Origin of the sequence: uncultured Cocleimonas sp., from assembly GCF_947495625.1 — a bacterium.
Classification (GTDB): domain Bacteria; phylum Pseudomonadota; class Gammaproteobacteria; order Thiotrichales; family Thiotrichaceae; genus Cocleimonas.
In genome coordinates, this window is sequence record NZ_CANLZW010000051.1 from 1 (window position 1) to 26,029 (window position 26,029).

Consider the following 26,029-nt stretch of genomic DNA (forward strand, 5'->3'; position numbering starts at 1 on the left):
AAGCAAATCTATCCCTGTCAAAACGGTTGAATATTATTTTGCAAAAATGGAGGAGACCATATATGGGGGGTGTCTTTAGCAAGCGTAATAGCATCTATCCCAGTTCGAACATTGTACATCGACGATTCCATACGAAATTTACGATGGACTTTCTTGTCTTTTGGTAAGCCTAAGAAAGCCACCCCCCACCTTTTAGGCACATTTTCTATATTACAAACTTATCCCAACCAACCGCTCAGTCTTATATCGATTTACCTGCATCCCACTCTGCGCTTTCAATAATAGCAAACGATATTTGCTAATCGCTATCTGCGCCTTTATCACTTTTACATTATCGCTTTCACCTGTCTCGAATGCATTTCTGGCAATATCCAGTGAGGATTTCGCTTTTGGGATGACATTATTTTGGTACAACGTGTAAGTGGATTGCTGTGACTGGTAATTAGACAAGGTCTGTTGTAACTCGTCACTAGTAGTATTTTTTAAGGCGGCTATTTTCGATGTTAAAGCTTTGGCTTTTTGTTTGGTTTCTTCAAGATAGGCATCATTTTTTGCAAAGAAGTTATTTGTTTTGATCTTTGGTTTGGTGTTGAATTTACCATTTTGAGTGCGACTAAAGCCTGCATCTAAATCTGGGTAGAGTTGTCTTTCTGAGAGTTGAATAACTCGCTGCATTTTAGCCAGCTCTGATTGTAATAAGGCAATTTCTACACGGTGTTTATGCGCTTGTTGCGTTATATCAGCTCGGTTTGTAGCTTGGTTTGTAGATAGACTTGTTTTACCCAATTTATCCAAACCACCAAAACGAGTCGTCGTCGGGATATTCAACAGTGCGTTTAATCGTGCTTGTTGGGCATCGCGCTTGTCTTTTGCGACTCTGCGTTTATTCTGGCTGGCGGCTATTTGAATATCCGCTTGTAAAATATCATCCAGCCCGCCTGTGTTGGTGGCGTAGTTATTTTGCAATTCTTCTTTGAGTGATTTGTATTGGCTGGTCAGCCTGGACTGCAACACCATTTCACGTTGAGCGGTTTGCATTTCTGTATAGGCAATCCGTGCGTTGGTAATGGTATCTTGGGTGGTTTGCTTGAGTTTTAAGCGCGAGTACTTTACCGACTCATCAATAATGGATGACTTAATCGCATTCAAACCCGGGGATGGATAGGCTACGCTTTTGTTTTTCGATACGCTCGCCTTTGCACTACCCGTTAGCGCTAACTCATTGGTGAACGCGTCATACTGCGCCAGCATGTCGGATAGGTATTCAACCTGATTGTATTTAGACAAGCTTGCCTGAGCCTGTTGTTGCGCGCTTTTGATATCCAGATTACGTTTTAACGCCATGTTTAAAACGGTATTGAGCGATGTTGTTTTAGCCAGCATTGCTACCGAGGTATTGTCAGCAGTGGGTTTGAATAAGCCATTGTTTGCAATCACGCCATTTAAGTTTGCCTTAGCTTTTCTTGCGCCATTTGATTGACGTTTTGCCAAAGCTAAATTCGGCATTTGAGGTATTTTGCTTGCAGTTGTAACTGGTGTTTCAGTTAGTAGATTGGCTTTTACGTATTCTGAGTATTTATGCTGATCAAAGTCTTTTTGTAATGTGTTAACCCCTACTCCCTGACTACAAGCGCTTAGCAGCAATACAGAACACATTGTTAGACTTGTTAGCGCTGTTTTTGGTAATGGCCTAGTTACGTTTTTAAGTAAGGGTCTCATAGCTTTTTACCTGTTAGCTTTTCTAACTGGATTAGGCTTTGCCAGTAATCTGCCAGCGCACGTTGATAGGCTAATTGAAAATTTAAGCCGGTTGATTGTGTTTCCAGATATTGTCCAATCGAACCCTTATTTTCGCGATACTGTGATTGTGCCATCTGCATCGCACGATTCGCTTGAGGAATCAGACTGTTTTGATACAGGACGGTTTGTCGATAGGCATTGTTTAATTTGAAATGGAGTTTTTTCACGCTGTTTCTTAATGCATTTTGCATGGATTTCTTATCTTCTATTTTCTGTAGATGCTGGAGTCTCGCCTGCTCTTTAATCGCCCTGTTTTTCGATCGATTTAGTGGAATATTCAAGCCTATATTGACGGCAAAACCATCTCGTCCATTTCTGTCTAAACCATCGACATCACGCTCTCCAATCTGGGTATAGAGTGCGCCTAGCGTAAAATCTGGCTTGCTTGCATAACCCGCTAGCTGCTGTTGCAACTGACTTTTCTGGATTGCTATATCACTCAATGTGATTTCTTCATTGGATTCGGCCCATTGATAAAGGCGCGTAATCGGATGAGGGAATTTGGGTGGCATACGCGTGTGGCGTGACACTTCAAAGGCAAATTCTGGATTGCGGTTTAGCAGTGTATTGATGCGTGTCTTTTCGGTAGATGCTAACTCTTGCAGTAGTTGCACATCATAAGCGACCTGAGCCGTTTGACTTTGCGCCTTTGCCACATCGTTTAAGGCACTGGCATTTGCAGCGTAGTCGGTGCTTGCAAGGTGAGTCACTTTATCCAGCAATTGCTTATTCTGCTGGCTTAGATGAATCGCATTTTTCAGATAGACCAATTCATAATAGGATTGCTTTAAATCTACAATCAAGTCACGACTGGCTCTATCGAAAGAAACCTTTGCTGATTCAATATCCTTTTGTATCAGCTTGCCTTTCAGGGCTAACTTACCGCGATAAGGGATTTTCTGATTTAACGCGAGTACTCTATCTTGAGGACCTAAGCGCGTTTCCACAGGGTTAATCGCTTCGGTATAAACCAGCTTAGGATCATCCAGAGAAGTCGCTTGTTTGTACTGATGAATCAGACTTTGCCAGGCGAGTCGTTTGGATTTCAGCTGGGGATTATTATCCACCGCGATTTTTATCAATTGGTTTAGCGGTGTTGGTGGTGTAGCTGCTGCGAATGCTTGAGATGGAATCAGATTCCCTGTCGCGATAATCAGACCAATGAATGCTAGGCTTTGAAGTTTTAAAAGTTTCATTAGTTGTTCTCCATAGCGAGTTTTGATTCTGGGTTTTGTTGTTCTGGCTTTTTGCGAGCGAGTTTTTTTAGCTCGTGTGTTTTCCACAGCAAATAGATTGCAGGAATCACTAACAAAGATAAAAACGGTGCAGTAATCATGCCGCCAATCATTGGCGCTGCGATGCGTTGCATAACGTCGGAGCCTGTTCCACTACCCAGCATAATCGGAATTAAACCCGCGATAATGATTGCCACTGTCATCGCTTTGGGTCGGACTCGCATTACTGCGCCTTCCATAATGCAGGCTTTTAAATCATCGACTGTATGGTAGTTACCCTGTCGTTTTCTTTTCTCTATCGCATTGTCTAGATAGATCAACATAATCACCCCAAATTCAGCTGCCACACCCGCCAAGGCGATGAAGCCTACGGCGACTGCAACCGAGAAGTTGTATTGCAAGATATACAAATACCAGATGCCACCTGCCAATGCGAAAGGTAGCGATAACATAATAATTAACGCCGCTGTCATGCTGCGGAAGGTGATATAAAGCAACAATAGAATAATCAGTAACATCATCGGAATCACGACACTGAGCTTCTCTTGCACTCGTAATAGGTATTCGTATTGCCCTGTCCAGGTGACGGAGTAACCCGGAGGAAGTTCTAATTTATCCCGTAATATTTGTTGTGCATTTTTGACGTAGCCACCCAAATCGACATCTTTAATATCGACGAAAGTCCAGCCATTCAAACGCGCATTCTCGGTTTTTATCATCGGCGGGCCTTCACTGAAACGAATATCTGCCACTCGTGATAGAGGTATATGTGCGCCTGACGGTGTTACCAGAGGCAACTCCATGAGCTTATCGATATCATCTCTGGTGTGACGCGGATAACGTAAATTAACCGGATAGCGCTCAAGCCCTTCGACGGTTTGCGTGATGTTTGCACCACCAACGGCTGAACTGATGATGGTTTGGATATCATCGATATTTAAGCCAAAACGCGCCGCGGTAATACGATCTGGAATGATCTCGATATAACGCCCGCCTGAAACACGCTCTGAGAATACCGAAGCGGTGCCTTCGACATCGTTTAGGATGCCCTCGATATCCTTTCCAATTTCCTCGATGACCTTTAAATCTTGCCCCGCAACTTTGATTCCAACTGGCGTTTTAATGCCTGTAGCGAGCATATCAATTCGGGTTTTAATCGGCTGCACCCACGCATTGGTTAGACCAGGGAATTTCACTAATTTGTCGAGTTCCTGAGAGAGCTTTTTAAGCGTCATTCCCTCTCGCCACTCGCTCTTATCTTTCAACATAATGGTGGTTTCGATCATCGTGAGTGGCGCTGGATCGGTTGCTGTTTCCGCACGCCCTATTTTACCGAAGACTCGCTCAACCTCTGGGACGGTTTTAATCAGCTTGTCGGTTTGCATCAGCAGTTCTTGTGCTTTACCAATGGACACGCCCGGAAGCGTTGTCGGCATATACAAAAGATCACCTTCTTCGAGTTCTGGCATGAATTCGCTACCAATTTTATTCAAAGGTACGACTGCTGAAAGGATTACCAGCAATGATACTAAAATAGTCAGAAACGGCGCTGCCAGACACATCTTGAGTAATGGTCGATAGATGAAAATTAGAATAACCGACAGTGGATTACTGCTTTCTTTGGGTAGTTTTCCACGAATAAAGTAGCCCATTAATACCGGAACTAATGTCACAGATAAGCCCGCAGCCGCAGCCATTGCATAGGTTTTGGTAAATGCCAGCGGCGAGAATAAGCGACCTTCTTGCGCTTCTAAGGCAAAAATAGGAACAAAGCTTAAGGTAATGATCAATAGTGAGAAGAATAACGCCGGGCCTACTTCAACCGATGCTTCGGTAACCACTTTCCAGTGCTCATTACCTTTGGGCATTACACCATGATCTTCTTTGTAATGTTCGAGGTGTTTATGTACGTTTTCGATCATTACAATCGCGGCATCAATCATCGCGCCAATGGCTATGGCGATACCTCCTAATGACATGATATTGGCATTGATGCCTTGGTATTGCATCACCGTAAATGCCATTAAAATACCAATAGGTAGACTAATAATAGCGACCAGTGCTGAACGCAGATGTAATAGGAAGATCAAACAAACCACTGCGACTACAGCGAACTCTTCGAGTAGTTTGATTTTGAGATTATCAACCGCATTCAAAATGAGTTTTGAACGATCATAAGTCGTTACAATTTCGACGCCTTTAGGTAGACCCTGTCTGATATCTTCCAGTTTCTTTTTGGTATCTTCGATGACTTGTAGTGCATTTTCGCCATAACGCATCACTACGATTCCGCCGACTACTTCACCTTCGCCATCCAGTTCTGCAATACCGCGACGCATTTGTGGGCCGATATTTACCTGCGCAACATCGCGTAACAGTATCGGTGAACCTGTTTCTTTATTCAGGCTGACCGGAATCGTTTCGATATCTTCTATGTTCTTTAAGTAGCCTTTAGAGCTAATCATGTATTCGGCTTCGCCAAGCTCCATGACCGAACCACTGGTTTCTCTATTGCCTTTTTGTATCGCTGTTTTCAGCTGGCTGAGTGATATGCCATAAGCACGAAGGTTGTTGGGATCAGCCGTGATTTGATATTGCTTTACCATGCCGCCAATAGTGGCAATTTCCGATACACCGGGAACGGTCTGTAATTCGAATTTAACGAACCAGTCTTGAAGCGATCTTAGTTGTGAAAGGTCATGGTTATTGCTTCTATCGACCAACGCATATTCATAAACCCAGCCGACACCTGTCGCATCGGGCCCCAAACGAGGCTCTATACCTTCTGGCAATTGACTGGCTGCCTGACTGATGTATTCCTGCACTCTGGCGCGTGCCCAGTAGATATCCGTGCCTTCCTCAAAAATCACATATACATAAGAATCACCAAAGAATGAATAACCACGCACGGCTGTTGCCTTAGGCACACTCAACATGGTGGTTGTGATTGGATAAGTGACCTGGTCTTCCACAACTTGAGGCGCCTGCCCCGGAAAACTGGTTTTGACAATGACCTGAACATCCGATAAATCAGGAATCGCATCTAGTGGCGTCTTGGAAAGTGAGACTAAACCCCAAGCCGTTATTAACACCGTAAACATAATCACTAGAAAACGGTTATTGATGGATGCTTTTATAATGTGAGCTAGCATATTCTTTTCTTCTCCAGTTATCCCTTATTTGCTCATCAGGCGACGGAAACTCGCTTGCAGATTACTTTCGGAATCAATCATGAACTGGCCTGAAACCAGAATATCGTCACCCTCTTTTATGCCATCGATGATCTCGACCTGCCCGTTAGATTTCATCCCGATGGTGACATCAACAGGTTGATATTTATTTTCAGAAATTACTTTTACAACTCGCGGGCTTTGCTCGTAATAAATAATCGATTCGGTGGGAACACTGACAACCTTCTTATTGTTGGTTAGCAATGTCACATCAGCAAACATATTGGGTTTCAGCAGCTGTTCTGGTGTAGGGATTTTTAGACGTACTTTTAAAGTGCGCGTTTTAGGATTCAATTCAGGATAGATGTATTCGACTTCTCCCTGCCATTCTTTATCCGACATACTTTGGACTTTAACCAGCGCTTTGTTACCCACTTTTACCCAGGTTAATTGATGTTCGAATACATCAACAATCACCCATACTGACGATAAATCGGCAATCGAATAAATTTGAGTTCCCGGCGTAACATACATACCGTTCTTGATGCCTATACTGGTAACCACACCCGAATGATTGGCGATGATGGGAACACGATTCTGTGATTTTCCGCTTTTGCTTATTTGGTCGATGAACTCATCTGAAACATTTAAATCACGTAAACGCGTTTTAGAAGCGAGGGTTAAATTTGCGCCCGCACGTTTGGCAAGTAACAAGTCTTTTTGTGCTGCTACAATTTCTGGCGAATAGTACTCAAGCAGGGTTTTACCTTTAACCACAGGGTCACCGAGGGAGCTGGTGTAAAGTTTCTCAACCCAGCCACTCGCCCTTGCATGGATATGATGCACACTGTCTTCGTTGTAGGTAATCGAACCCAGTGTTTTTATATTACGTGACAGTTCATTTAGCTTAGCTTTTTCAATGCGCACACCCATGTTTTGTGCAGTGCTTGAATTGATGGTAATGACGGGCATTCCATCACCTTCATTCATTGCCATTTCACCACCTTGCTCTTCATAAACAGGGACTAAATCCATCCCCATTGGTGACTTACCCGGCTCATCCCGACGATAGTTTGCATCCATTGGCGCAACCCAGAATTTGATCTTTTTCTCTTTGGGTTTGCTATTCATAGCCATCGCTGGTTTTTCTTCAGCTTCAAGCTCTTTCTTGACCAAATTCATACCACAGATCGGACAGTTACCCGGCTCACCTTTGACTATTTGAGGATGCATGGGGCAAACATAAGTTGGATCAGAATGACGACGCGCGTGTTCTATCAGCGTGTCATCTTTGACATCGTCCATGGTCATTGTTGGCTTTGGCATGGTTTCAGACTTTGGCTTTGCTTTAGACATACTCATTGCTGGTTTTTCTTCGGCTTCAAGCTCTTTCTTGACCAAATTCATGCCGCAGATTGGGCAGTTTCCGGGCTCACCTTTGACTATTTGCGGGTGCATAGGACAAACGTAAGTAGGGTCAGCGTGACGACGCGCGTGTTCTATCAGCGTGTCATCTTTGACATCATCCATGGTCATTGTAGGTTTTTCTTCTACTTCTTTTTGCTCTGCTGGTGCTTCTTTCTTCACCAAGTTCATGCCGCAGATCGGACAGTTACCCGGCTCACCTTTGACTATTTGAGGATGCATGGGGCAAACGTAAGTAGGGTCAGCATGGCGACGCGCGTGTTCTATTAGAGAATCATCTTTGACATCATCCATACTCAAATTAGAGTTAGGTTTAAAAGTTTCCTCGAAACTATTTCCTGTTACCTTAGTAACGGTATTTTCAAACAGCTCTTCTCTATCTGCAGGTTCGAGTAAAAACCAATATGCCGTTGCGGTAATCGCCAATACCACGAACAAACCCAGTGTTTTTATAATAAATTTCATAACTAACCTTTAAATGCTGCTTACTTATGTTTACTGCGTGAAACGACAGAAATGCTATCTATATTCCTAATCACAGAAACAACAGTTACAGCGACAAAATGCTTGGAAAACCAAATGACGTTAGAAACTTGACGCGCTTGGCGTAAGTCTAAGAAGTGTTTTAGATAAAGGTGTTTATCGGGGGCCGATAGAGGGAATCAGAGTATTTTGAAATAAATAAGGAAGGTAAATATTGAGATTTTAAACGATCAACTATTTGCAGATATTGACTGTTGTAAGTAGTTACAGAAGTAAAATTTACTTGTGTGTTTTCACAATCACAGGCATTAGAATGATCACAGATTTTATCTGGTTTTTCACAACAATCATGCATGGATGCCATGTTTGCGGAATCAACTGTAGTGGATTCGTTCATGCTTTGTGACTCTGATATTTGATCCGGCATTGTCATTGTCGCAGGCATCATATTGCCACAAGAGTGAGGAGATGCAGACGCATTCACAATCGGGAAGACCGATAGAATGAAGGCTATAAATAGAGTCACTAATTTCCGCATAACTTTATTATACGATAATTATTAGAATTTTGGATGCGATTTTTATCACCCCCCTACTTTTAGGCACTTTTTTTCTGCTTGATTATAACGCTGAAAGAAAACAGCCTAAAAGTAGGGGGGTGTCTTGATATGGTATTAACAGATAACTCAAGCTTACTTTCTGTACATCGACGATTCCTTGCGGAATCTACGATGAACTTTAGTGAGCTTATCGTTTTGTTTTTTAAAACGAATAACTCAGCCGAGTTTACGAGACAACAGCTTTGCTGACCCGATAGGGTGAGGCTTTAGCCGAATAATTATTTGACCTGTCATTTCTGGCTCTTGGTGAGCCTCGAAAAGCTACTTCTGAGCAATCGTATACTTCAAAACCTCAACGACTTGCTCTGGCGTTGTTGCCCATGCCATTGCCGCTGCATCTACTTCTTTTAACGGGTGAATGATATCTTCGTCATGTAGCGTGATATAGGGTGTGCCTAAAGCTGCGCAGAAACCTGCATCGAATGCGGCGTTCCATTGCTTGTATTTGTCGCCGAAACGTACCACTGCCAAATCACTGTTTTCTAACATGGTCTTAATACGAATCGCGTTTACTTTTGCTGATTTGTGATCGCGCCAGAAGTTGTTTTCGTCTTTGCCTAATACATCACCCGCAGCATCGCTGGCTTCGTGATTGGTAACAGCGGAACTGAAATTGATAGGTAGATTATGTTCTTCACAACCTGCGATTATTTTCTCTCTCCAATCGGTATGAATTTCTCCCGATAAATAAACATTCCATTCCATACATCACTCCGCTAATTGATTCGCTATTAAAATATCGCGCTACTTTAGCATTTATTTGAATGTGATTTATTTAAAGAGTAAAAATCTCATCATCTTTTCTATGGCTTCAAGCTAGAGCAATAATCCAGAATATCAAGCTACAGTATCAATCTAGAACATTAATCGAAATGACACGTGAAGGAAGCTTATATTCTTTGACAAAATCTTCTATACCATTAGTGATTTTTACAGGTTTAGCGACTGAGTCTAAGCAGACCGCTTTAAGAATGGTTCCAATATCTGCAGTGCCTTTTTTCTCAAACATTTCCAATATCTGCTGAGTTCCCCATAGTTCGTTAGGAGAACGTCTGCATTCTTGATTAAAAGAAGCAGCATCGGAATACCAGATACAATTCGACGAATTTTTAGACAAGGTTTGTGGGTGATCTTTGAGTTGCTTATTTATAATCTTTTGAAACACGGCGAACTCTTTATCATAGCGTTTCTGTTTTTTTAATTGAGAGGAGAACAGTGATTTTTTAGAGCTTTTTTTGGTTTTATCCCAGTTTAATTGTGGGTCTTCAAAGCTAGGGTATTTATATTTTGAGAGCGCTATTTTTGATAAGCCTTTCGACGTAATAATTATGGCTGTATCGCATCCGCTCTTATTCTTTTTCTTATGCGGCACGAGTATTGTCTCGGCAGATAGTCCTGACGATAACGGACCACCGATGAATCCGGTAAACCGTTTTGTGAAGTCAGCGATGTATTCTTTTTTGGTCTCGATAATGCGACGCTTAAGATCTAAGTTCGCATTCATGTCCGAATAAAAAGCAAACATAGCAATTTGCTCTACCATTTCTGGATTGATCTCAAAAATCATAAACTACTTATCCTTACCATTTGATAGAAAAACCTACCTATAAAAAGCTAGCTGTAATTTAGTGCTTACGCTTTTCACATCGTTCAGTAAAAGGGGGCTAATAACAACTCATTCACTCTGTCTTTAAACAAAGTATGATCTATATCAAAAATCATAAATCACTGGAGAGCCGACTGTTATGTTTCTCCCGTATCAATATCTACCCAGGTATCATGCCAAATTGTGTAAATATCTTTTACCGAAGGCAACAACACCATCACTACCGCCAGTAACCACAATAGAAAATACCATTTCATCGTAGCTGTGGATTCGGGAATAAACTTACCCAACACAATGACACTTCCGGCGGTTAAGTAAAATCGATTGGCAGAGCGCTGCATATAACGACCTACTTTGGGCTCAGGATGATTTCGATTCATCGTATATAAAAAAACCGAAGCGCCAAAAAATAACGGTAAAAATGGCAGAGGCAGTAGCACAGCCGCAATACTTCCCCAGTTAAACATATAGGCACTTCTTCGTGCTGATTGAGCTGTGATTTTCATTGTTCATTCCTAAAATATTTCTATGGCTAAATCCATAGATAGGCTTTGATGGGTAAAGTACGAGAAATTGGCATTAAATACTTTGATATATGTAAAGAACTACCCACTTTTTTATAAACGAATCATTTGATAAATGAATAGACAAATTAATAGAACAAAAAAAGCCATATAAGTAGGGGGGTGTCCTTTCATAATTCGTTCTACAATAGGTGTTCTTTGATAATAGTTTTTAGAGTACATCTATGGATCTTTTAACCCAGGCATTTGTTTTTCTCGCCGCAGGCGTTATCGCCGTTCCTATTGCGAGCCGCTTGGGATTAGGTTCTGTATTAGGCTATTTAATCGCTGGTGCATTAATCGGGCCTTCTGCGTTAAAACTGATTACAGATGCCGAACATGTGATGCATTTCGCCGAATTTGGCGTAGTGATGATGTTATTTCTTGTAGGACTAGAATTACAGCCACAGGTTTTATGGCGCATGCGCAAACCTATTTTAGGTTTGGGCGGGCTTCAAGTGATACTCACCACGCTTGCCATAACCGGTTGTGCTATGGCTTTAGGATTAGCCTGGCAAACATCCATGGCTATTGGCTTGATCCTGGCGTTATCTTCCACGGCGATAGCTTTACAGATTCTTGAAGAAAAACGGTTAATGAAATCAGAAGCAGGAAAATCAAGCTTTGCCGTCCTGCTGTTTCAAGATATCGCTGTCATCCCCATAATCGCGCTATTGCCCTTACTCGCGCTTAGTGACGTCGCCAGTACTACAGTCGATGAACATTCTTCCAGCATTATTTCGCATCTTGCAGCCTGGCAACAAGCACTAGTGGTTCTCGCAGTGATAGCTTCCATTATCTTTGCCGGTCGCTATCTGATTAGGCATTTATTCCGCTTTATTGCAGAAAGTGGTCTGCGTGAAATTTTTACCGCCGCTGCCCTGTTACTCGTTATCGGAATTTCCTTATTAATGAATCTGGTTGGTTTGTCCCCTGCCCTTGGTGCTTTCATCGCCGGAGTGGTATTAGCAAATAACGAATACCGTCATGAATTAGAAGCGAATATCGACCCTTTCAAAGCTTTGCTTTTAGGCTTGTTCTTTATATCTGTTGGAGCAGGTATAAACTTTTCTTTAATCGCGGAACAACCGCTAATTATTATGGGCTTAGTGCTTGCGCTAATTATCGTTAAATTTATTATCCTGTGGGTTTTAGCACGCGTTTTTGGCTTACTCCGTGGCGATAAATACTGGTTTATTTTCGCCCTGGCACAGGGAGGCGAATTCGGTTTTGTACTGCTTTCACTGAGTTCTGAATCAAACGTTATCCCGAAAGATATCATCGGTATTTTAACCGCGGTGATTGCCTTGTCGATGGTTTTGACTCCTATCCTCATTCTGCTAAATGAGAAGTATGTTCAACCCTTATACGACAAAGATAATAAAGACAGCATGGAAGAAACCATGGACCACCAACACAATCCGGTGATCATTGCGGGTTTTGGTCGTTTTGGGCAAATCATTGGACGACTATTAATCGCAAACCAGTGTTCTGTAACCGTATTGGATCATAGTGCCAGTAATATAGCCCGCGTTCGAGAGTTTGGTTTCATGCTTTACTATGGTGATGCGAGTCGTCTCGATCTACTGGAAACCGCCGGAGCCAAAGAGGCAAAGTTACTCATCATTGCTATCGATAGCCGCAAGAAAACCAATGAAATGGTTGCCTTGGCAAAAAAACATTTTCCACATTTAAAAATATTAGCGAGAGCTTTTGACGTACTTCACTATTACGAATTGCGAGATTTAGGGGCTGACCATATAGAGCGCGAGGTTTTCCAAAGTTCATTAAATCTGGGAAAGAAGGCTTTACAAGAATTGGGGGTACCTTCATTTAACGCCGAGCGTAAAGCATCATTGTTCGCAAGACATGATGAAGAGACGATTCATCGTCTACAGCAACATCGGGAAGATCGTAAACGCTTCATTTCGGAATCACGTTTGGCGCAAAATGAGATGATGGAAATCTTCAAGGTAGAAAATCCTGAGGTTGAATTAGATAATCCTGAAAAAATAGCTAAAGCAGCTACGGATCAGTCACATCGCTAGAGAAGTTTAAAAAACTGCTTATAAGGTAGGGGGTGACTTTTCCCCTCAACAGGCCTTAATTAGGCTAGAATAAAAGCATTAATCACTAACTTTAGAGCCTATGTGCGGACGATTCGAACTTAACATCAGTAAAGAGCAATTGATTAAAACGTTTGTGATTAGCGATCCACAAATGCCTATGTATGAGCCTAATTTTAATATTCCACCGGGCACAGATATCCCTATTATTTATCAGATTGGCGATCACCGAAGATTGACCGCAGCGCATTGGGGATTGATTCCCTCATGGGCGAAAGACCGAAGTATTGCCAGCCATACCTTTAACGCACGCTCAGAAACAGTCGCCGAGAAACCCTCATTTCGCACAGCCTATAAACGCCGACGCTGCATGATTCCCGCAACTGGATATTATGAATGGAAAAATCTAGAGATTGAAGGCAAGCCTGCCGGCAAAAAACCCTTCTGGATTGGGCGAAAAGATCATCAACCCTTTGCAATGGCAGGTTTATTTGAAAACTGGACTGATACCCAGTCTGGAGAAAAGATCGAATCTTGCACCATTATTACCCGCGATGCCTACCCGGAAATTAACCACATTCATAATCGGATGCCAGTCATTTTACCCAGCGAGTATTATCAGTTATGGCTGAAAGGCGCGATTGATGACTTCCCAATGGTTGATGAAGAAGATCTTGCGTTTTACCCGATATCAAAAGCTGTTGGTTCCCCGTCTAATAATTATGAATTCAAGCCATTAGCAGAATGACACCCCCGTACTTTAAGTGACTTTTCATTTTGTTGTTTAAAATGACCCAAGGAACTTATGCTTTGCGGAATAATATTAGGTTTTTGTTTTGTAAAAACCTAAATAGAGCCGAGCTTGCGAGACAACAGCTTTAGCTGACCCTTCAGGGTGAGGCGTAGCCGAATAATTTATGCAGAGCTAAGCCACTTTTTTGTGAATAGTTTTGTTAATAATCTTTGTGATTAATCAATGATACATAAGGTTTAGAAGCACATACTAAATTCTTTACCTCGCTATTAAGCGTATCAACACAGCCATGAACACTTCAATCAAAAAGTATCGATTTATTCTTTATGCTTTTCTGTTTTTGCTTTTAGGAATTGCACTAACCACCTTCTGGTTTTCACTGCAAAACCCCATGAAACCTTTGTATGTTGAAGTACTAAACGATACCGATGCCACCATTCCATCAGTGATCATCGAACACGGCAGCGCCAACCTGCAAGAGAAAATTTCTATGGTGCAGTTAAAACCACACGAAAGCCGAATCGTCGCGCTCAATCATAAACCCGGTATGGGATTTAACGTGGCGGCTAATTTTGCCAATGGAGAAAAAACAGAAATCTGCGGCGGTAAAAGTAAAGATCACTGGTTTTTCCGCGAGACGATTACCAAGTTTGGGATTTATACGACGCCAGTTCGTTAAGTATGCTTATTTAAGGTATATAAAAAAGTGCCTTAAAGGCGGGGGGTGTCATTTTTTATTTAGTATTAGCCACACTAAAACAATCAATCTGATCTAATATCATTAAACACCTCAAAATTGGATCGTTATAAAATGTCATCAGCTCCTATAAAAAACAGCTTTGCCTCAGATAATATTTCCAGCGCTTGTCCCGAGGTCATGGATGCGATTATCGAAGCAAATTCAGGTATCGCGAAATCTTATGGTGAGGATGACTATTCCAAAAGACTTCAACAAAAACTCAGTGAAGTGTTTGAAACTGAGGTTATTGCCTACCCCGTAGTCAGCGGTACGGCTGCGAATGCATTAGCCCTTGCGACTCTGACACCGTCATACGGAAAAGTGTTTTGCCATGAGATGTCACACATCAATACCGATGAATGTGGTGCGCCTGAATTCTTTACGGGTGGCGCTAAGCTCGTTCCTATATCTAGCAAAAACGGCAAAATCACAGCCGATGCCTTAGCCGATAAGATTCGTGGTGCGGGCAATGTGCATTCAGCACAGCCAGCGACAGTCAGCATCACCCAGTCTTGTGAAGTGGGCGCTTTGTATCAACTTGACGAGATTACAGCGATTGCCGAAACTGCGCATGAGAATGGATTGAGTGTGCACATGGATGGTGCTCGCTTTGCCAATGGACTTGTTGCTTTAGATGTAAGTCCTGCTGAAATGACATGGAAATCAGGCGTTGATGTTTTGTCTTTTGGTGGCACTAAAAATGGTTGTATCGCAGCAGAAGCCGTGGTGTTTTTTAAACCTGAACTCGTCCAATCTTTTCCATTTTTGCATAAACGCTCTGGTCAGCTGTTGTCGAAAATGCGTTTTATCTCAGCGCAACTTGATGCATATTTAACTAACGATGTCTGGTTACGAAACGCACGCCATGCAAATAAAATGGCGGCAAGACTCAGCCAAGGATTAGCTGAAATAAAGGGCATTGAGTTAGCTTTTCCGACCGAATCTAATGAGATTTTTGCGCATATTCCTCGTGACGTTATTGAGTCATTGAATGCCGCTGGTTTTAGTGTCACCGAGGGAGAATTAGACGAAACTGCTCCGCCACGTTTTGTCACTGCATGGAACACTGAAGCTGCCGAGGTTGATGCGCTTTTAGATGCTGTAACGAAAGCTGCAACTAAATAAAAAAAGCTAACCTCATTAAGCCCCTTAAGTATCCTATTTATCAAATCTGTTGTTTACCATACCCATAAGCATGTTCCTTGATACGCAATACGCAATAGTGGTACAATTAGAATTATGATAAAGAGCTTCAAACACAAGGGACTAAAAAAGTTTTTTACGAAAGGAAGTCTAGCGGGAATTCAAGCCAATCATGCTCAAAAACTGAGTGATCAACTCGCCTTTCTAAATGCAGCACTAAACATTGAGGATATGCGAAAACCAGGATATCGATTACATGAATTAACTGGGGATTTGAAAGGTCGCTGGTCTATTACAGTTTCAGGTAACTGGCGTATAACATTTGAATTTATAGACGGTGATGTATATGTCGTCGATTATGAGGATTATCACTAATGAGTTTTCAACAACACAACCCACCTCACGTAGGGGGATTAATTTATAGAACCTATATTGAGCCTTTCGATGATATTTCGGCGAATAAAATAGCAGATGCTTTAGGGGTAGCGCGAAGTACCTTTAGCCGCCTAATTAATGGTGTCTCTGATTTATCTCCAGAAATGGCGGTTAGGTTATCAGCTGTTCTGGGTGGATCTGCTGAGAGCTGGATGCGTCTCCAGGAAAACTATGATCTCTGGAAAGCTAGAGAAAAAGTAGATACCAAAAATCTAAATCGCATAGACTTTGATGCCGTTGCATAAAACATACACGATCTGAAGGTTGTCTCTATGCTTCGCAGTCGAAAAATATAGTCGCTAATTAATCTAATAAAAATAAAATAACCAAGTAAAAGAACAGCGCAATCTATTAAGTTTTATTAAATATTATGGACTAACCTTGTATTGTGAAATCAGTCATTTGCAAGGAATAACCATGAAAGAAGCGCGACGCCGATTTACCGCAGAAGAATACTCTCAGCGACAAAGTAAAACACGCCAGGCAATGCAACAAGCCGAACTGGACTTACTGATCGTTTACGACCCGGCAAATATGAACTGGCTGACAGGTTATGACGGCTGGTCTTTCTACACCCATCAATGCGTGGTTATAGGCAGTGACGACACCCTCTTCTGGTTCGGTCGTGGCATCGATGCGGTTGGCGCTCAACTCACTACTGATCTCAGTGAAGACAATGTCATCCCCTACCCTGATCACTATGTGCAATCACCCGATATTCACCCGATGGAATACCTTGCGGATATTCTGCAACAAAAGCAGTTACACAATAAAAAAACGGGTATCGAAAAAGACAATTACTACTTTTCAGCACGTGCCGCTGAATCACTATATAGCAAACTGCCTGATGCAAACTTCGTCGATGCAACGGCGTTAGTTAACTGGCAACGTGCCGTAAAATCGCCACAGGAACTCGAATACATGCGCTCTGCCGGGACTATTATCACCAAGGTCTATGAGCACATCATGCAAGTCGTCACGCCCGAAATGCAGAAGAATGAGTTAGCCGCTGAAATATCGCATGCTGCAATTACAGGAACACCCGAAGCTTATGGTGATTACACCTCAATTGTTCCGCTGATGGGTTTACGTGAAGAAGCCGCCACCAGCCACATGACATGGGACGATGAAAAACTCGGCACTGATTCTGGTATGTTTCTAGAACTGGCCGCGGCACATGCGCGTTACCATTGCCCCTGTTCACGAACGCTATACTTGGGTAAACCCACACAAAAATACCGTGAAGTCGAAAAAGTCATCAATGAATGTATCGACGTCGCCTTAGACAAATTCAAACCTGGTAATACCTGTGGAGAAGTGGCTACAGCATTTTTCAGCACCTTAAAAAAACATGGCTACGAAAAAGATAATCGCAGCGGTTACGCCATTGGTGCTTCATACCCGCCTGATTGGGGCGAACGCACGATGTCGATCCGCACCAACGATACCAGCGTGTTAGAACCGAATATGACCTTCCACTTCATGCCTGCACTATGGCTAGAAGGCTGGGGTTTTGAAACCACTGAAAGTATTGTCGTCACGGAATCCGGTGGCGAATGTCTTTCTCATGTACCTCGCGAAATGCTGGTTAAAGATTAACGAATAAAACAATGAAATATGAATAAGAATCCAATTACAGCGACGATAGACTTCGAAAAAGACGGCATCCAGCACGGTTTTTTACGACTGCCACATTCGACCAATGAATCTGCGTGGGGCTCGATTATGATTCCCATCACCCAGATCAAAAATGGTAGTGGCCCAACCGCGTTACTCAATGGTGGAAATCACGGGGATGAATACGAAGGCCCAATCGCACTCTATAATTTAGCAGCTAGAAATAAATACGACGATGTTCAGGGACGCATCATCATCGTACCCGCGATGAATTACCCTGCATTCGTGCAAGGCACGCGCGTATCGCCTATCGACGGCTTAAACATGAATCGTATTTATCCGGGCAAAGCAAAATCAACCGTTACCAATGTGATTGCAGATTACTTTTCGCGCACGCTAGTACCGATGGCAGATTATGTATTGGACATTCATTCGGGGGGTAAAACGCTCGACTTCGTCCCGTTCGCCGCCAGTCACGAATTAGAGAACAAAGAACAAGAAGCCAAGTGCAGCGCAGCGATGAAAGCCTTCGGTGCGCCCTATGATTTGAAAATGGTAGAAATCGATGCCGCTGGTTTGTACGACACCCAGGTAGAATCGATGGGCAAAGTATTTGTGACTACCGAACTTGGCGGCGGTGGCACCACATCGCCTGAAACCAATGCCATCGCCAAACGGGGCGTCCATAACTTCCTGAGACATGCAGGTATTTTAGAAGGCGAAGTCACCCCACCACTTTCAGGGGCTTTTTCCTTAGATATGTCTGGCGATGATTGCTTCCTATTCTCCGAACACAATGGCGTATTGGAACCCTTTATCAATCTGGGCGATCACGTGAAGAAAGGTCAGCTGATGGCAAGAGTGCATGAGATTGAAAGAACAGCCGCCCCAACGCATGTTTATCTCGCGCCCAGCGATGGTATCGTGATTTCGCGGCATTTCCCCACACGGATTAAAATGGGAGATTGTATCAACGTGATTGCGCAGGTCATTTAAAAGGCTTGAATGATGTTGCCGATAAAAACCAGCAACACCATTTTATACTGCGATAACTGGCGAGAATGCGTCGAGTTTTACAAAACCAAATTAGGCTTAAGCATCACCACTGAAAACGATTGGTTTGTCGAATTTGAGCTAACCGAATCAGCGCGTTTGAGTGTCACAAACGCCGACAAAACCTCTCTCAAAAGCAATCAGGGAAATGGCATCACAATCACCTTTGAAGTTGATGATATAGACGCCACCCATCAAAATTTGCTCTCAGCAGAACTAAACCTCACTCCCATAAAAAACCATCAATGGGGTGCCAAAGTATTTTATCTTTTCGACCCCGAAGGTCACAGGCTCGAATTCTGGGCTGCTGATTGATTCTCTTGCATAAGAAACAACAATTAATTCTTATCAGAAGAAGACCACGAGGATTTCAATGCGCTTTCCTTCATTTTGTAGTTACAGCAAATCTCTGGTAGATTGATTTCACACACTGCCCTGCGCAACGCTCTAGAACATCCATAATAATAAAAGACATCCAATTTAATACACTAACCAGGTGACGCTATGAAAAGACATCCATTTCTGATTGGGACGATCTCGAACCTCAAAAACCCGCTTATGCCTTGGTATCAAGTGTAGATTTAATCAAATATCTCTTCTGGTTCGGTAACAGACATTTGCTCTAGTAAATTGATTGCAACAGCAACGAAATCTGAATCGGTGACTATGCCAACCAGTGTTTTCCCATCCACAACTGGCAACGCATCAAAATCATGCTGCTCGAGAAATCTGGCGGCACTGATTAGTTCAGCCTGCTCAACAGTCGTTGAAACATTACTTGTCATGATTTCAGAGACTGGTCTATTAGCAAAGGCATTTTCATTGGTGCTAACCTTATCCAGCTTACTACCCGTCGCTGCAAGCAAATCTCTGTGAGTCACTATGCCCGCTAGTTCGTCCGCTTCATTCACAATCGGAATATGGCGGATATGCTTTTCCGTCATCAACTTAACCGCATCACTAATAGACGCATCCGCCATTAAGGTATATGGCTGAGCCGTCATTATTTCAGATACATAAATCATACAAATCTCCTGTTTGACTCGTTTATTTCATCAACCTTAAAAGCAAGGCTTTAACAAACTTGAGTGTATTCAATCAGGAAAAATACACAAAGATTAACCCGTGCAAAGGTCGCACAGGTCATGAAATTAAATGCAAAGTGAAAGTTTTATATTTCTTTATATATTAATCACTAAAAGACACCCCCCAACTTTGAATGATATTACGTTTTTGTTTTTTGAAAACGTAAATAGAATTTATGCAGAGCTAGGCACTTTTTACGTTCTCAGCACTTTTAAGTTCCAGGTACATTTACACTTAACTCAGCAAAACTCACTCACGGCTATCCAGCCAGGACTTGCCAACACGAATATCCCCCACTGTTTCTCCTCTTGAATTGATTAATACTGGGGAGATGTGTTTGTGGAGTTTATCTTTGTGCTCATCAGTTAACGCACCTAAATGATCGAGGATGGACAACAATGCGACAGAGCGCGCCCGAGCACTTCCATCTGCAATTTTAACCACAACTCCCAAGCCTCGTTCAGGCAGGCATGCGGTGATAACACCTTCGGCACCGGTTTTAGCGAGCACTGAACCTTTGGTGATATCGTTCAATTCACTGACCAAGGTTCCATGCCCTGCGATATAAAGCGGTTCATTAGTAATCGCCTGATGCAGACGATAAATCGCTTTAGCCCGCTTTTCTGATAGATCAATCGGGTTGGCAAAGCGAGCCATGACATACCCAAGTTTGTGTAACGGCATTGTCGGGGCGGGTAAACCGCAACCGTCGATTCCCATAGGGTACTGTTGGAGATCGATCCCTGCGAGATCAGACAATATATCGAACGATAATTGTTGTAATGGATGTTCCAGCAGGTGGTAATTTTCCAGTGGCATACCAAGGTGAAGTGCCGTGGTTAAAAACCCGGTATGTTTACCCGAGCAATTGTGATGGATTCGACAACCTGTTTGCCCAGACTTTAATATCTGATGAGCGCGTTCGGTATCTTCAGGTAGAACAGGCCCGCAGGCTAAATCGTCTTCTTTAAGCCCTAAGTGACCGAGCCAGGATTCCACCAGATTTTGGTGAATCTCTTCACCCTGATGCGACGAACAGGCTAACGATAACTGTGCATCAGTGAGCCCAAAATGGTCACTCGCCCCGCTCTCTATCAGATGAATAGCCAGCATCGGCTTTAATGCAGAACGTGGAAAGATCAATTTATCGATATCTCCCCAACTTTCGACAACTTCTCCCTTAACGTCACAGACGACGGCTGCACCAAAATGCTGACTTTCTACTGTTTCGTTTCGCGTTACTTCTACTAACAACTCATAAGACATGCTACTGATATTCCTAAATACGGACTGATTAAATTAAAACTATGTAACTTCTTTAAGGGAGTTCTAACTAAGAGCTCTTATAAAATCTTACAGCAGTTAACTCAGTAGCATTGTGTATTGTTTTAAATAGTATTGTTGAGAAAAAATGAATTAATCAGGTTTTTAGCTAACTCTTTTTAGGCCCCATTTTAGGCCGCAAGTTTAAAACACATCATAAAATAGTTAACAATTTAGTTTCTGAGCCCGAAAGGTCATTCGGTGGCACCGTTATAGACGCTCTAGCCAAACCCGCATCAATCAGTAACTCGACCACCTTATCGTAATCAAATTCATTGGCTAGCCCACAAGCTTCAGGGAAATAGCTGGAACCGTAAGTCATTCCAGGCACCAGATTTGCCTCCATGAAAAAACACTCTCCATCTTTATTGGTTTTAATATCTATACGACCAAAATCCCTGACGTGGAGGGCATTAAATGCATTAGTTGCCAGTTTTGTGATGTCAGCGTTTATTGCATCATCATCAATTTTCAAAAGAGTTTCTGAATCGTCTTTTTTCGCCTGCGACCCCAAAATCTTAAGTCCATTGCTTGATGTCGGTGGTATCACTTCTACTGCAGAAACAATAAGTTCTTCAGTGTTTGTTTTGATAACCGCTACCGTAAACTCACGGCCATCGAGATATTCTTCTGCCAAAATGGGTTGCTCGAATGTGTCGTATAAAGACGCTACTTTGCTTTCATATTCTGCAAAGTTGGTAACAAATGATAAGTCGTCAATTCCGTTTCCATTAGCAGCATCCAAAGGCTTTAAAAATAAAGGAAAACTCACTGGTAACTCATTTTGGTTTTTATATTGTTCTGGTACTGCAATAAAATAGGCAGCCGTTTTAATGCCTTTGCTGGTTAAATGAATTTTAGCGCGTACCTTGTTCGAATCAAATTTCAAAACTTCTCTTGATGATCCCGTAAAATTGATTTTATGCTGGGCAAAATAGTCAGACAACCAGATATCATCCTGATCTTTTATAGGGACATACTTTACCGCCAAGATCACCAAATCAGGCTTTCTTACAACCACTTCATGCAAATCTTCTTTGGTTTTACAGACATTCAATTTAACGCTATACCCCAAGCGCTGAATCGACTCTAAAACACTGTTGCACGCGTTTATACTTCCAAAACCACTTTCTTTTAAAGCCTCATTGGGGGTTGTTATTATTTCTATATACATTGGGCGCTCCGGGGTTAGCTTTGTTTTAATTAAAACAAAGACAGGGGTTATTAACTGTTATAAAAGACAACAGTAAAACGCCTGACGATAAAGTCAGGAGTGCGCTATATTCGAGAAAATGTAGAGATACGAAAAAGCCACACCTTAAGGTGCAGAAATATAGATGCTTTTTCTGTGATCGGTTAGCCTGAGAAGCGTAAGCTATTAAAGGTCTAAGGGATGTATTTGTGGAAACAGCTTTAAAAAAATGTGCTTGTGCACATAGTCTATCACAAATCGCTTATGATTGATTCAGTTAGATATCGGGGGGGGCTAATTAACATGTCACCCCCCTACTTTGAATGATATTTATGCGGCTGCGCCTTCCCTTCGGGTAAGCATTAAACAACAATGCTTTTGTCTCGCGATGCTCGGCTCGTTTTTGTTTTTGTTTTTCCAAAACGTAAATAGAATTTATGCAGAGCTAGGCACTTTTTGTATTTACTGTTATTAGCTGTAAGATCAACTTATCAAGATAAAGGCGTTCGAAGCCTTACCTCTCTAATATGCTAATCGAGGATATGTAATGAGATTACTCTTTTCATTGTTTCTGTTTCTACCCCTGACCTTTGTATCAGCTGATACATCCAGTGTTAACAAAAACTCTAGCGCCTCTGAATTAATGCAATTTCGAAATAACACAATGGATGTTTTGGATACGCCCTATTGCCGAACATCATTTAAAAGCTATTTGAAAAAGAAAAATCCTAAAGCGTTTCTTTATGTCCCTAGAAACAAAGAAAAAACCGCTTACTGCACCTATGTTGCACTTAAAATATCCGTTGATGATGCAACTAAAATGGTCATTAAACGATGTGAGAAGAAAAGCAAAAAATCCAAAAAGAATCCCTTTACTGCGCCATGTGAAATCCTGACGAGTAATCACACCCTGCAAAAATCCAGAACCGACTTTGGTTTAAAACCACATGCAAAAGATCTATTTTATATCGCCGAACGCTATGGTGTTGAAGATGTAAAAAAAGTGCTTGAGACTGGGGTCGATATCAATCAAAAGAATGAGCTTGGTTTTACGCCATTACTCATTGCTGTCACAGAAAACAATGTGGACATTGTGAAGTATCTTGTTTCAAAAGGCGCAGATTTAACCTTAAAAAATAACAAAGGATTCGATGCATTGATCATTGCGGCCAACGAAAACCACGTTGAAATAGCTGAATATTTACTCGAAAAAGGTGCTGACATAACAACAACAGATCCAAGAAATAAAAGACAAGCCATACATATCGCGGCAAGACTTGGGTACATTGGAATACTCGAAGTGCTTTTGAATAAAGGTGTTGATGTCAATCAAGCGACTGCCAACAAAGAAATGCCTTTGCATCTGGCGGTACAAAGCTTGTATGTGCCTACGGTTAAATATCTCGTGAAAAAAGGCGCTGATATTAATGCCATCGACCGATCTGGAAAAACGCCCCTAGATAGCGCAAGAAAGTTTGGAACAAAAAGAATGATTACTTACTTAGTAAAGCAAGGTGCTAAGTCGGCTGATTCGTTGTAAATATTAAACTCTTTAACTAGACGATAAATTCTAAGAACTTCAGATCAAAGAGGTTTAGTGGCAATGATAGAGGTTTGACTTTCCCCCGCCTTAGCCTTTGAACCTCCGCGCATGCTGGTAATAGATAATTTCTGGCCATTTTCATGTTCACCGATCACCTTGGCTGTCGACTCACTATTGTGTTTGCCTACCTTTGGTGTGAAGCCAATATCGGCAAGAGTCTTTTCGTAATATGTGACAACTTCAATCGGCGTGCCTTTGGCAGCTATAGTTGCGATTGCTTCCCCACCTCGTTTCTTTGTGGGTCGTGAAAACTTCAAACTGCCACTGATATAGCGCGCACCTGGCATGATTGGTAGGTCGAAGGGAAGTTTAGCATTGCTCACCTCTGGTGTGGCTTTGACCACTGGGGCCACAATTTTCTTTTCGGCGACTGTGGGCTTTTCCTTGATAGCAGTGTCTTCTCCACTACCGCAAGCCACTAGAAAAAGTAAACAAGGCAATATCATAAGTAATTTCATTTCGATTCTCCGTTAACTCGCAAGGCAGGCAATTTTCACTCAGCTAGAAAATAGTTTAGTCGCGATCTGCCAGCCAGAATTTTGCTACGCGATAGTGTAATTGTGTTGGCTTAAACTTTGCCTGTGAGCATATTAGTTTTTACAAAATAAATTATCTGTTAAAAAAGTCACAAAAGATAAGAATGATCAATTACTTAGAAAGCAAAGTGCTAACTCGGCTGATTCGTTGTTAATAAAAAAGGCCTGAGCTCTGCATAAATTCTATTTACGTTTTTAAAATCTTGGATTCAATCGCTCAATGCAACACACTTTCTTAATTCATTTTTAAGAGGTGTTATTTATGAAGTACAACAAACGTAAACCTTTCAGTACAAAAGAAAAAGAACATCTTTGGGAGAGATGGCGCAAAGGAGACTCTATCGCAGAAATTTCTCGCTCACTTTACCGTCCCGACTATAGTGTCAGGCATATATTACTGGCTCATGGTGGTATCAGTCCTCCTCAGCGTAAAAGAGCAGAGCGCTCACTTTCACAGAATGAACGAGAAACCATTTCAAGAGGTTTATGTGTAGGACAATCACTTCGTATAATAGCTAAGTCATTAGGTAGATCACCCTCTACGATTAGTCGAGAAGTTAAACGCAATGGTGGTTCGACTGCTTATCGTGCGTATAAGGCGGATGCTGCCGCAGATAAGCGTGCTCAGCGCCCAAAAGCCTGTAAACTGTCTAAGAATCTCAAGCTTTGCCGACAAGTTGCCCAAAAGCTAACACTCTTTTGGTCTCCTGAACAAATTGCCTGTTGGTTGAAGCTTACATACCCTGAGCAATCGGAGATGTACGTGTCTCACGAAACAATCTATCGTAGCCTTTATATTCAAGCGCGCGGTGCACTGAAAAAAGAGTTGATGTACCACCTTCGTCAACGGCATAAATTACGCAGAGCTAAAGGCTCCAAACAAGAAAGGCGAGGTAAAATACCTGATTTGGTATCTATCAGTGAACGCCCACCAGAGGTAGAAGATCGTGCTGTGCCAGGGCACTGGGAAGGCGATTTAATTGCTGGAAGCAAGAATAGCTATATTGCTACATTAGTAGAGCGACACACGCGCTACGTCATGTTAGTGAAAGTGAAGGATAAATGTACAGACACCGTTATATCAGCTTTGAAGAAGCATGCTAAGAAGTTACCCGAAGAACTCTATAAATCGCTCACATGGGATCGTGGATCTGAATTAAAAAAGCATAAGGAGTTTATTTTTGCGACTGAGGTTGATGTGTATTTTTGTGATCCAGGCAGCACTTGGCAGCGAGGAAGTAACGAAAATACCAATGGTTTATTAAGACAGTATTTTCCTAAAGGAACTGATTTATCCGTGCATTCCCAGCATCATTTAAATAAACTAGCTAGGCAGCTCAATGAACGCCCAAGAAAAACCTTGGATTTTGAGACGCCAGCTGCAAAATTTTCTCAATGTGTTGCAATGATCAATTGAATCCAAGGCGTTAAAAACGTGTATATAACTAATACAGAGCTAGGAACACCTCTTAATAACTTTTTAGTTAAAGCTGATCAAACTTCATAAAGTAAAAATCCACGTTCTAAGAACGTGGTTTTGTGTTCGCCCTAGAAGGGCGTATGAAGACTAGCCCTCTTAGA

Annotated in this window: 23 protein-coding genes; 11 read left to right on the forward strand and 12 right to left on the reverse strand. The window is 42.1% G+C overall.

The genetic code is table 11. The features are described 5' to 3' along the window. Positions 1-210: 210 nt before the first annotated feature. The 8 genes from Q1A31_RS19720 to Q1A31_RS19755 form a co-directional block, all read right to left on the reverse strand. On the reverse strand, positions 211-1,719 hold the full coding sequence (locus Q1A31_RS19720; RefSeq protein WP_299881097.1) for a TolC family protein: 1,509 nt from the start codon (positions 1,717-1,719) through the stop codon (positions 211-213). Next, complete coding sequence (locus Q1A31_RS19725) at positions 1,716-2,996, reverse strand: TolC family protein (RefSeq protein ID WP_299881100.1); 1,281 nt, start codon at positions 2,994-2,996, stop codon at positions 1,716-1,718. The genes Q1A31_RS19720 and Q1A31_RS19725 overlap by 4 nt, the downstream gene beginning before the upstream one ends. After that, positions 2,996-6,187: an efflux RND transporter permease subunit gene (locus Q1A31_RS19730; protein ID WP_299881103.1), complete on the reverse strand. Its 3,192-nt coding sequence runs from the start codon at positions 6,185-6,187 to the stop codon at positions 2,996-2,998. The genes Q1A31_RS19725 and Q1A31_RS19730 overlap by 1 nt, the downstream gene beginning before the upstream one ends. Before the next feature lie 24 nt (positions 6,188-6,211). Next, complete coding sequence (locus Q1A31_RS19735) at positions 6,212-8,095, reverse strand: efflux RND transporter periplasmic adaptor subunit (RefSeq protein WP_299881106.1); 1,884 nt, start codon at positions 8,093-8,095, stop codon at positions 6,212-6,214. Positions 8,096-8,255: 160 nt separating this feature from the next. After that, positions 8,256-8,639 (reverse strand): hypothetical protein, encoded by a 384-nt coding sequence (locus Q1A31_RS19740; protein WP_299881109.1) that lies wholly within the window; start codon positions 8,637-8,639, stop codon positions 8,256-8,258. Between the two features lie 354 nt (positions 8,640-8,993). After that, positions 8,994-9,437: a YtoQ family protein gene (locus tag Q1A31_RS19745; RefSeq protein ID WP_299881112.1), complete on the reverse strand. Its 444-nt coding sequence runs from the start codon at positions 9,435-9,437 to the stop codon at positions 8,994-8,996. A 145-nt stretch (positions 9,438-9,582) separates the two neighbouring features. After that, positions 9,583-10,299: a hypothetical protein gene (locus Q1A31_RS19750; RefSeq protein ID WP_299881115.1), complete on the reverse strand. Its 717-nt coding sequence runs from the start codon at positions 10,297-10,299 to the stop codon at positions 9,583-9,585. A gap of 176 nt (positions 10,300-10,475) precedes the next feature. After that, positions 10,476-10,844, reverse strand: coding sequence for a hypothetical protein (locus tag Q1A31_RS19755; RefSeq protein ID WP_299881118.1), 369 nt, complete (start codon positions 10,842-10,844; stop codon positions 10,476-10,478). Between the two features lie 242 nt (positions 10,845-11,086). Between Q1A31_RS19755 and kefC the strand changes: the two genes are divergently transcribed. The 9 genes from kefC (at position 11,087) to Q1A31_RS19800 (ending at position 19,023) form a co-directional block, all read left to right on the forward strand. Continuing rightward, entirely contained in the window at positions 11,087-12,949 is a 1,863-nt protein-coding gene (gene kefC / locus Q1A31_RS19760; RefSeq protein WP_299881121.1) for a glutathione-regulated potassium-efflux system protein KefC, read from the forward strand. Positions 12,950-13,049: 100 nt separating this feature from the next. Then, positions 13,050-13,715 (forward strand): SOS response-associated peptidase, encoded by a 666-nt coding sequence (locus Q1A31_RS19765; RefSeq protein WP_299881124.1) that lies wholly within the window; start codon positions 13,050-13,052, stop codon positions 13,713-13,715. A gap of 295 nt (positions 13,716-14,010) precedes the next feature. Beyond that, entirely contained in the window at positions 14,011-14,400 is a 390-nt protein-coding gene (locus Q1A31_RS19770; protein WP_299881126.1) for a hypothetical protein, read from the forward strand. A 132-nt stretch (positions 14,401-14,532) separates the two neighbouring features. Continuing rightward, a complete protein-coding gene (locus Q1A31_RS19775) occupies positions 14,533-15,585 on the forward strand; it encodes a low specificity L-threonine aldolase (RefSeq protein ID WP_299881129.1) in 1,053 nt (350 codons plus the stop codon). Between the two features lie 114 nt (positions 15,586-15,699). Continuing rightward, a complete protein-coding gene (locus Q1A31_RS19780) occupies positions 15,700-15,978 on the forward strand; it encodes a type II toxin-antitoxin system RelE/ParE family toxin (protein ID WP_299881132.1) in 279 nt (92 codons plus the stop codon). Further along, on the forward strand, positions 15,978-16,283 hold the full coding sequence (locus Q1A31_RS19785; RefSeq protein ID WP_299881135.1) for a HigA family addiction module antitoxin: 306 nt from the start codon (positions 15,978-15,980) through the stop codon (positions 16,281-16,283). The genes Q1A31_RS19780 and Q1A31_RS19785 overlap by 1 nt, the downstream gene beginning before the upstream one ends. A gap of 172 nt (positions 16,284-16,455) precedes the next feature. Then, complete coding sequence (locus Q1A31_RS19790) at positions 16,456-17,637, forward strand: M24 family metallopeptidase (RefSeq protein ID WP_299881138.1); 1,182 nt, start codon at positions 16,456-16,458, stop codon at positions 17,635-17,637. An 18-nt stretch (positions 17,638-17,655) separates the two neighbouring features. Continuing rightward, positions 17,656-18,651 (forward strand): N(2)-acetyl-L-2,4-diaminobutanoate deacetylase DoeB, encoded by a 996-nt coding sequence (gene doeB, locus Q1A31_RS19795; protein WP_299881141.1) that lies wholly within the window; start codon positions 17,656-17,658, stop codon positions 18,649-18,651. Positions 18,652-18,660: 9 nt separating this feature from the next. After that, on the forward strand, positions 18,661-19,023 hold the full coding sequence (locus Q1A31_RS19800) for a VOC family protein (RefSeq protein WP_299881144.1): 363 nt from the start codon (positions 18,661-18,663) through the stop codon (positions 19,021-19,023). Positions 19,024-19,289: 266 nt separating this feature from the next. On the opposite strand, the gene Q1A31_RS19805 is transcribed toward Q1A31_RS19800, so the two are convergent. From Q1A31_RS19805 to Q1A31_RS19815, 3 genes are all read right to left on the reverse strand, one after another. Next, the gene (locus Q1A31_RS19805) at positions 19,290-19,733 is read right to left on the reverse strand and encodes a CBS domain-containing protein (protein ID WP_299881147.1); all 444 of its coding nucleotides are present in this window, start codon (positions 19,731-19,733) and stop codon (positions 19,290-19,292) included. Between the two features lie 310 nt (positions 19,734-20,043). Next, positions 20,044-21,060, reverse strand: coding sequence for an asparaginase (locus Q1A31_RS19810; protein ID WP_299881150.1), 1,017 nt, complete (start codon positions 21,058-21,060; stop codon positions 20,044-20,046). Positions 21,061-21,271: 211 nt separating this feature from the next. Next, positions 21,272-22,291 carry a hypothetical protein gene (locus Q1A31_RS19815; protein WP_299881153.1) on the reverse strand — a complete coding sequence of 340 codons (1,020 nt, stop codon included), beginning with the start codon at positions 22,289-22,291 and terminating at the stop codon, positions 21,272-21,274. 565 nt (positions 22,292-22,856) lie between these two features. On the opposite strand from Q1A31_RS19815, the gene Q1A31_RS19820 reads away from it, so the two are divergent. Further along, positions 22,857-23,849 (forward strand): ankyrin repeat domain-containing protein, encoded by a 993-nt coding sequence (locus Q1A31_RS19820; RefSeq protein WP_299881156.1) that lies wholly within the window; start codon positions 22,857-22,859, stop codon positions 23,847-23,849. 44 nt (positions 23,850-23,893) lie between these two features. Here the strand turns inward: Q1A31_RS19820 and Q1A31_RS19825 are convergent, their stop codons facing one another. Next, entirely contained in the window at positions 23,894-24,265 is a 372-nt protein-coding gene (locus tag Q1A31_RS19825; RefSeq protein WP_299881157.1) for a hypothetical protein, read from the reverse strand. 445 nt (positions 24,266-24,710) lie between these two features. Here Q1A31_RS19825 and Q1A31_RS19830 point away from each other — a divergent pair, with 445 nt between their 5' ends. Further along, positions 24,711-25,865, forward strand: coding sequence for an IS30 family transposase (locus Q1A31_RS19830; protein WP_299881160.1), 1,155 nt, complete (start codon positions 24,711-24,713; stop codon positions 25,863-25,865). Positions 25,866-26,029: the final 164 nt, after the last annotated feature.

Excerpts from the sequence above, each read along its gene's own strand:
- Q1A31_RS19770 (WP_299881126.1), top strand. The coding sequence starts at position 14,011 with ATGAACACTTCAATCAAAAAGTATCGATTTATTCTTTATGCTTTTCTG.
- Q1A31_RS19805 (WP_299881147.1), bottom strand. The coding sequence starts at position 19,733 with ATGATTTATGTATCTGAAATAATGACGGCTCAGCCATATACCTTAATG.
- Q1A31_RS19730 (WP_299881103.1), bottom strand. The coding sequence starts at position 6,187 with ATGCTAGCTCACATTATAAAAGCATCCATCAATAACCGTTTTCTAGTG.
- Q1A31_RS19755 (WP_299881118.1), bottom strand. The coding sequence starts at position 10,844 with ATGAAAATCACAGCTCAATCAGCACGAAGAAGTGCCTATATGTTTAAC.
- Q1A31_RS19780 (WP_299881132.1), top strand. The coding sequence starts at position 15,700 with ATGATAAAGAGCTTCAAACACAAGGGACTAAAAAAGTTTTTTACGAAA.
- Q1A31_RS19800 (WP_299881144.1), top strand. The coding sequence starts at position 18,661 with ATGATGTTGCCGATAAAAACCAGCAACACCATTTTATACTGCGATAAC.
- doeB (WP_299881141.1), top strand. The coding sequence starts at position 17,656 with ATGAATAAGAATCCAATTACAGCGACGATAGACTTCGAAAAAGACGGC.
- Q1A31_RS19720 (WP_299881097.1), bottom strand. The coding sequence starts at position 1,719 with ATGAGACCCTTACTTAAAAACGTAACTAGGCCATTACCAAAAACAGCG.
- Q1A31_RS19750 (WP_299881115.1), bottom strand. The coding sequence starts at position 10,299 with ATGATTTTTGAGATCAATCCAGAAATGGTAGAGCAAATTGCTATGTTT.
- Q1A31_RS19815 (WP_299881153.1), bottom strand. The coding sequence starts at position 22,291 with ATGTATATAGAAATAATAACAACCCCCAATGAGGCTTTAAAAGAAAGT.
- Q1A31_RS19785 (WP_299881135.1), top strand. The coding sequence starts at position 15,978 with ATGAGTTTTCAACAACACAACCCACCTCACGTAGGGGGATTAATTTAT.
- Q1A31_RS19775 (WP_299881129.1), top strand. The coding sequence starts at position 14,533 with ATGTCATCAGCTCCTATAAAAAACAGCTTTGCCTCAGATAATATTTCC.
- Q1A31_RS19745 (WP_299881112.1), bottom strand. The coding sequence starts at position 9,437 with ATGGAATGGAATGTTTATTTATCGGGAGAAATTCATACCGATTGGAGA.
- Q1A31_RS19735 (WP_299881106.1), bottom strand. The coding sequence starts at position 8,095 with ATGAAATTTATTATAAAAACACTGGGTTTGTTCGTGGTATTGGCGATT.
- kefC (WP_299881121.1), top strand. The coding sequence starts at position 11,087 with ATGGATCTTTTAACCCAGGCATTTGTTTTTCTCGCCGCAGGCGTTATC.
- Q1A31_RS19810 (WP_299881150.1), bottom strand. The coding sequence starts at position 21,060 with ATGTCTTATGAGTTGTTAGTAGAAGTAACGCGAAACGAAACAGTAGAA.
- Q1A31_RS19725 (WP_299881100.1), bottom strand. The coding sequence starts at position 2,996 with ATGAAACTTTTAAAACTTCAAAGCCTAGCATTCATTGGTCTGATTATC.
- Q1A31_RS19765 (WP_299881124.1), top strand. The coding sequence starts at position 13,050 with ATGTGCGGACGATTCGAACTTAACATCAGTAAAGAGCAATTGATTAAA.
- Q1A31_RS19820 (WP_299881156.1), top strand. The coding sequence starts at position 22,857 with ATGAGATTACTCTTTTCATTGTTTCTGTTTCTACCCCTGACCTTTGTA.
- Q1A31_RS19830 (WP_299881160.1), top strand. The coding sequence starts at position 24,711 with ATGAAGTACAACAAACGTAAACCTTTCAGTACAAAAGAAAAAGAACAT.
- Q1A31_RS19790 (WP_299881138.1), top strand. The coding sequence starts at position 16,456 with ATGAAAGAAGCGCGACGCCGATTTACCGCAGAAGAATACTCTCAGCGA.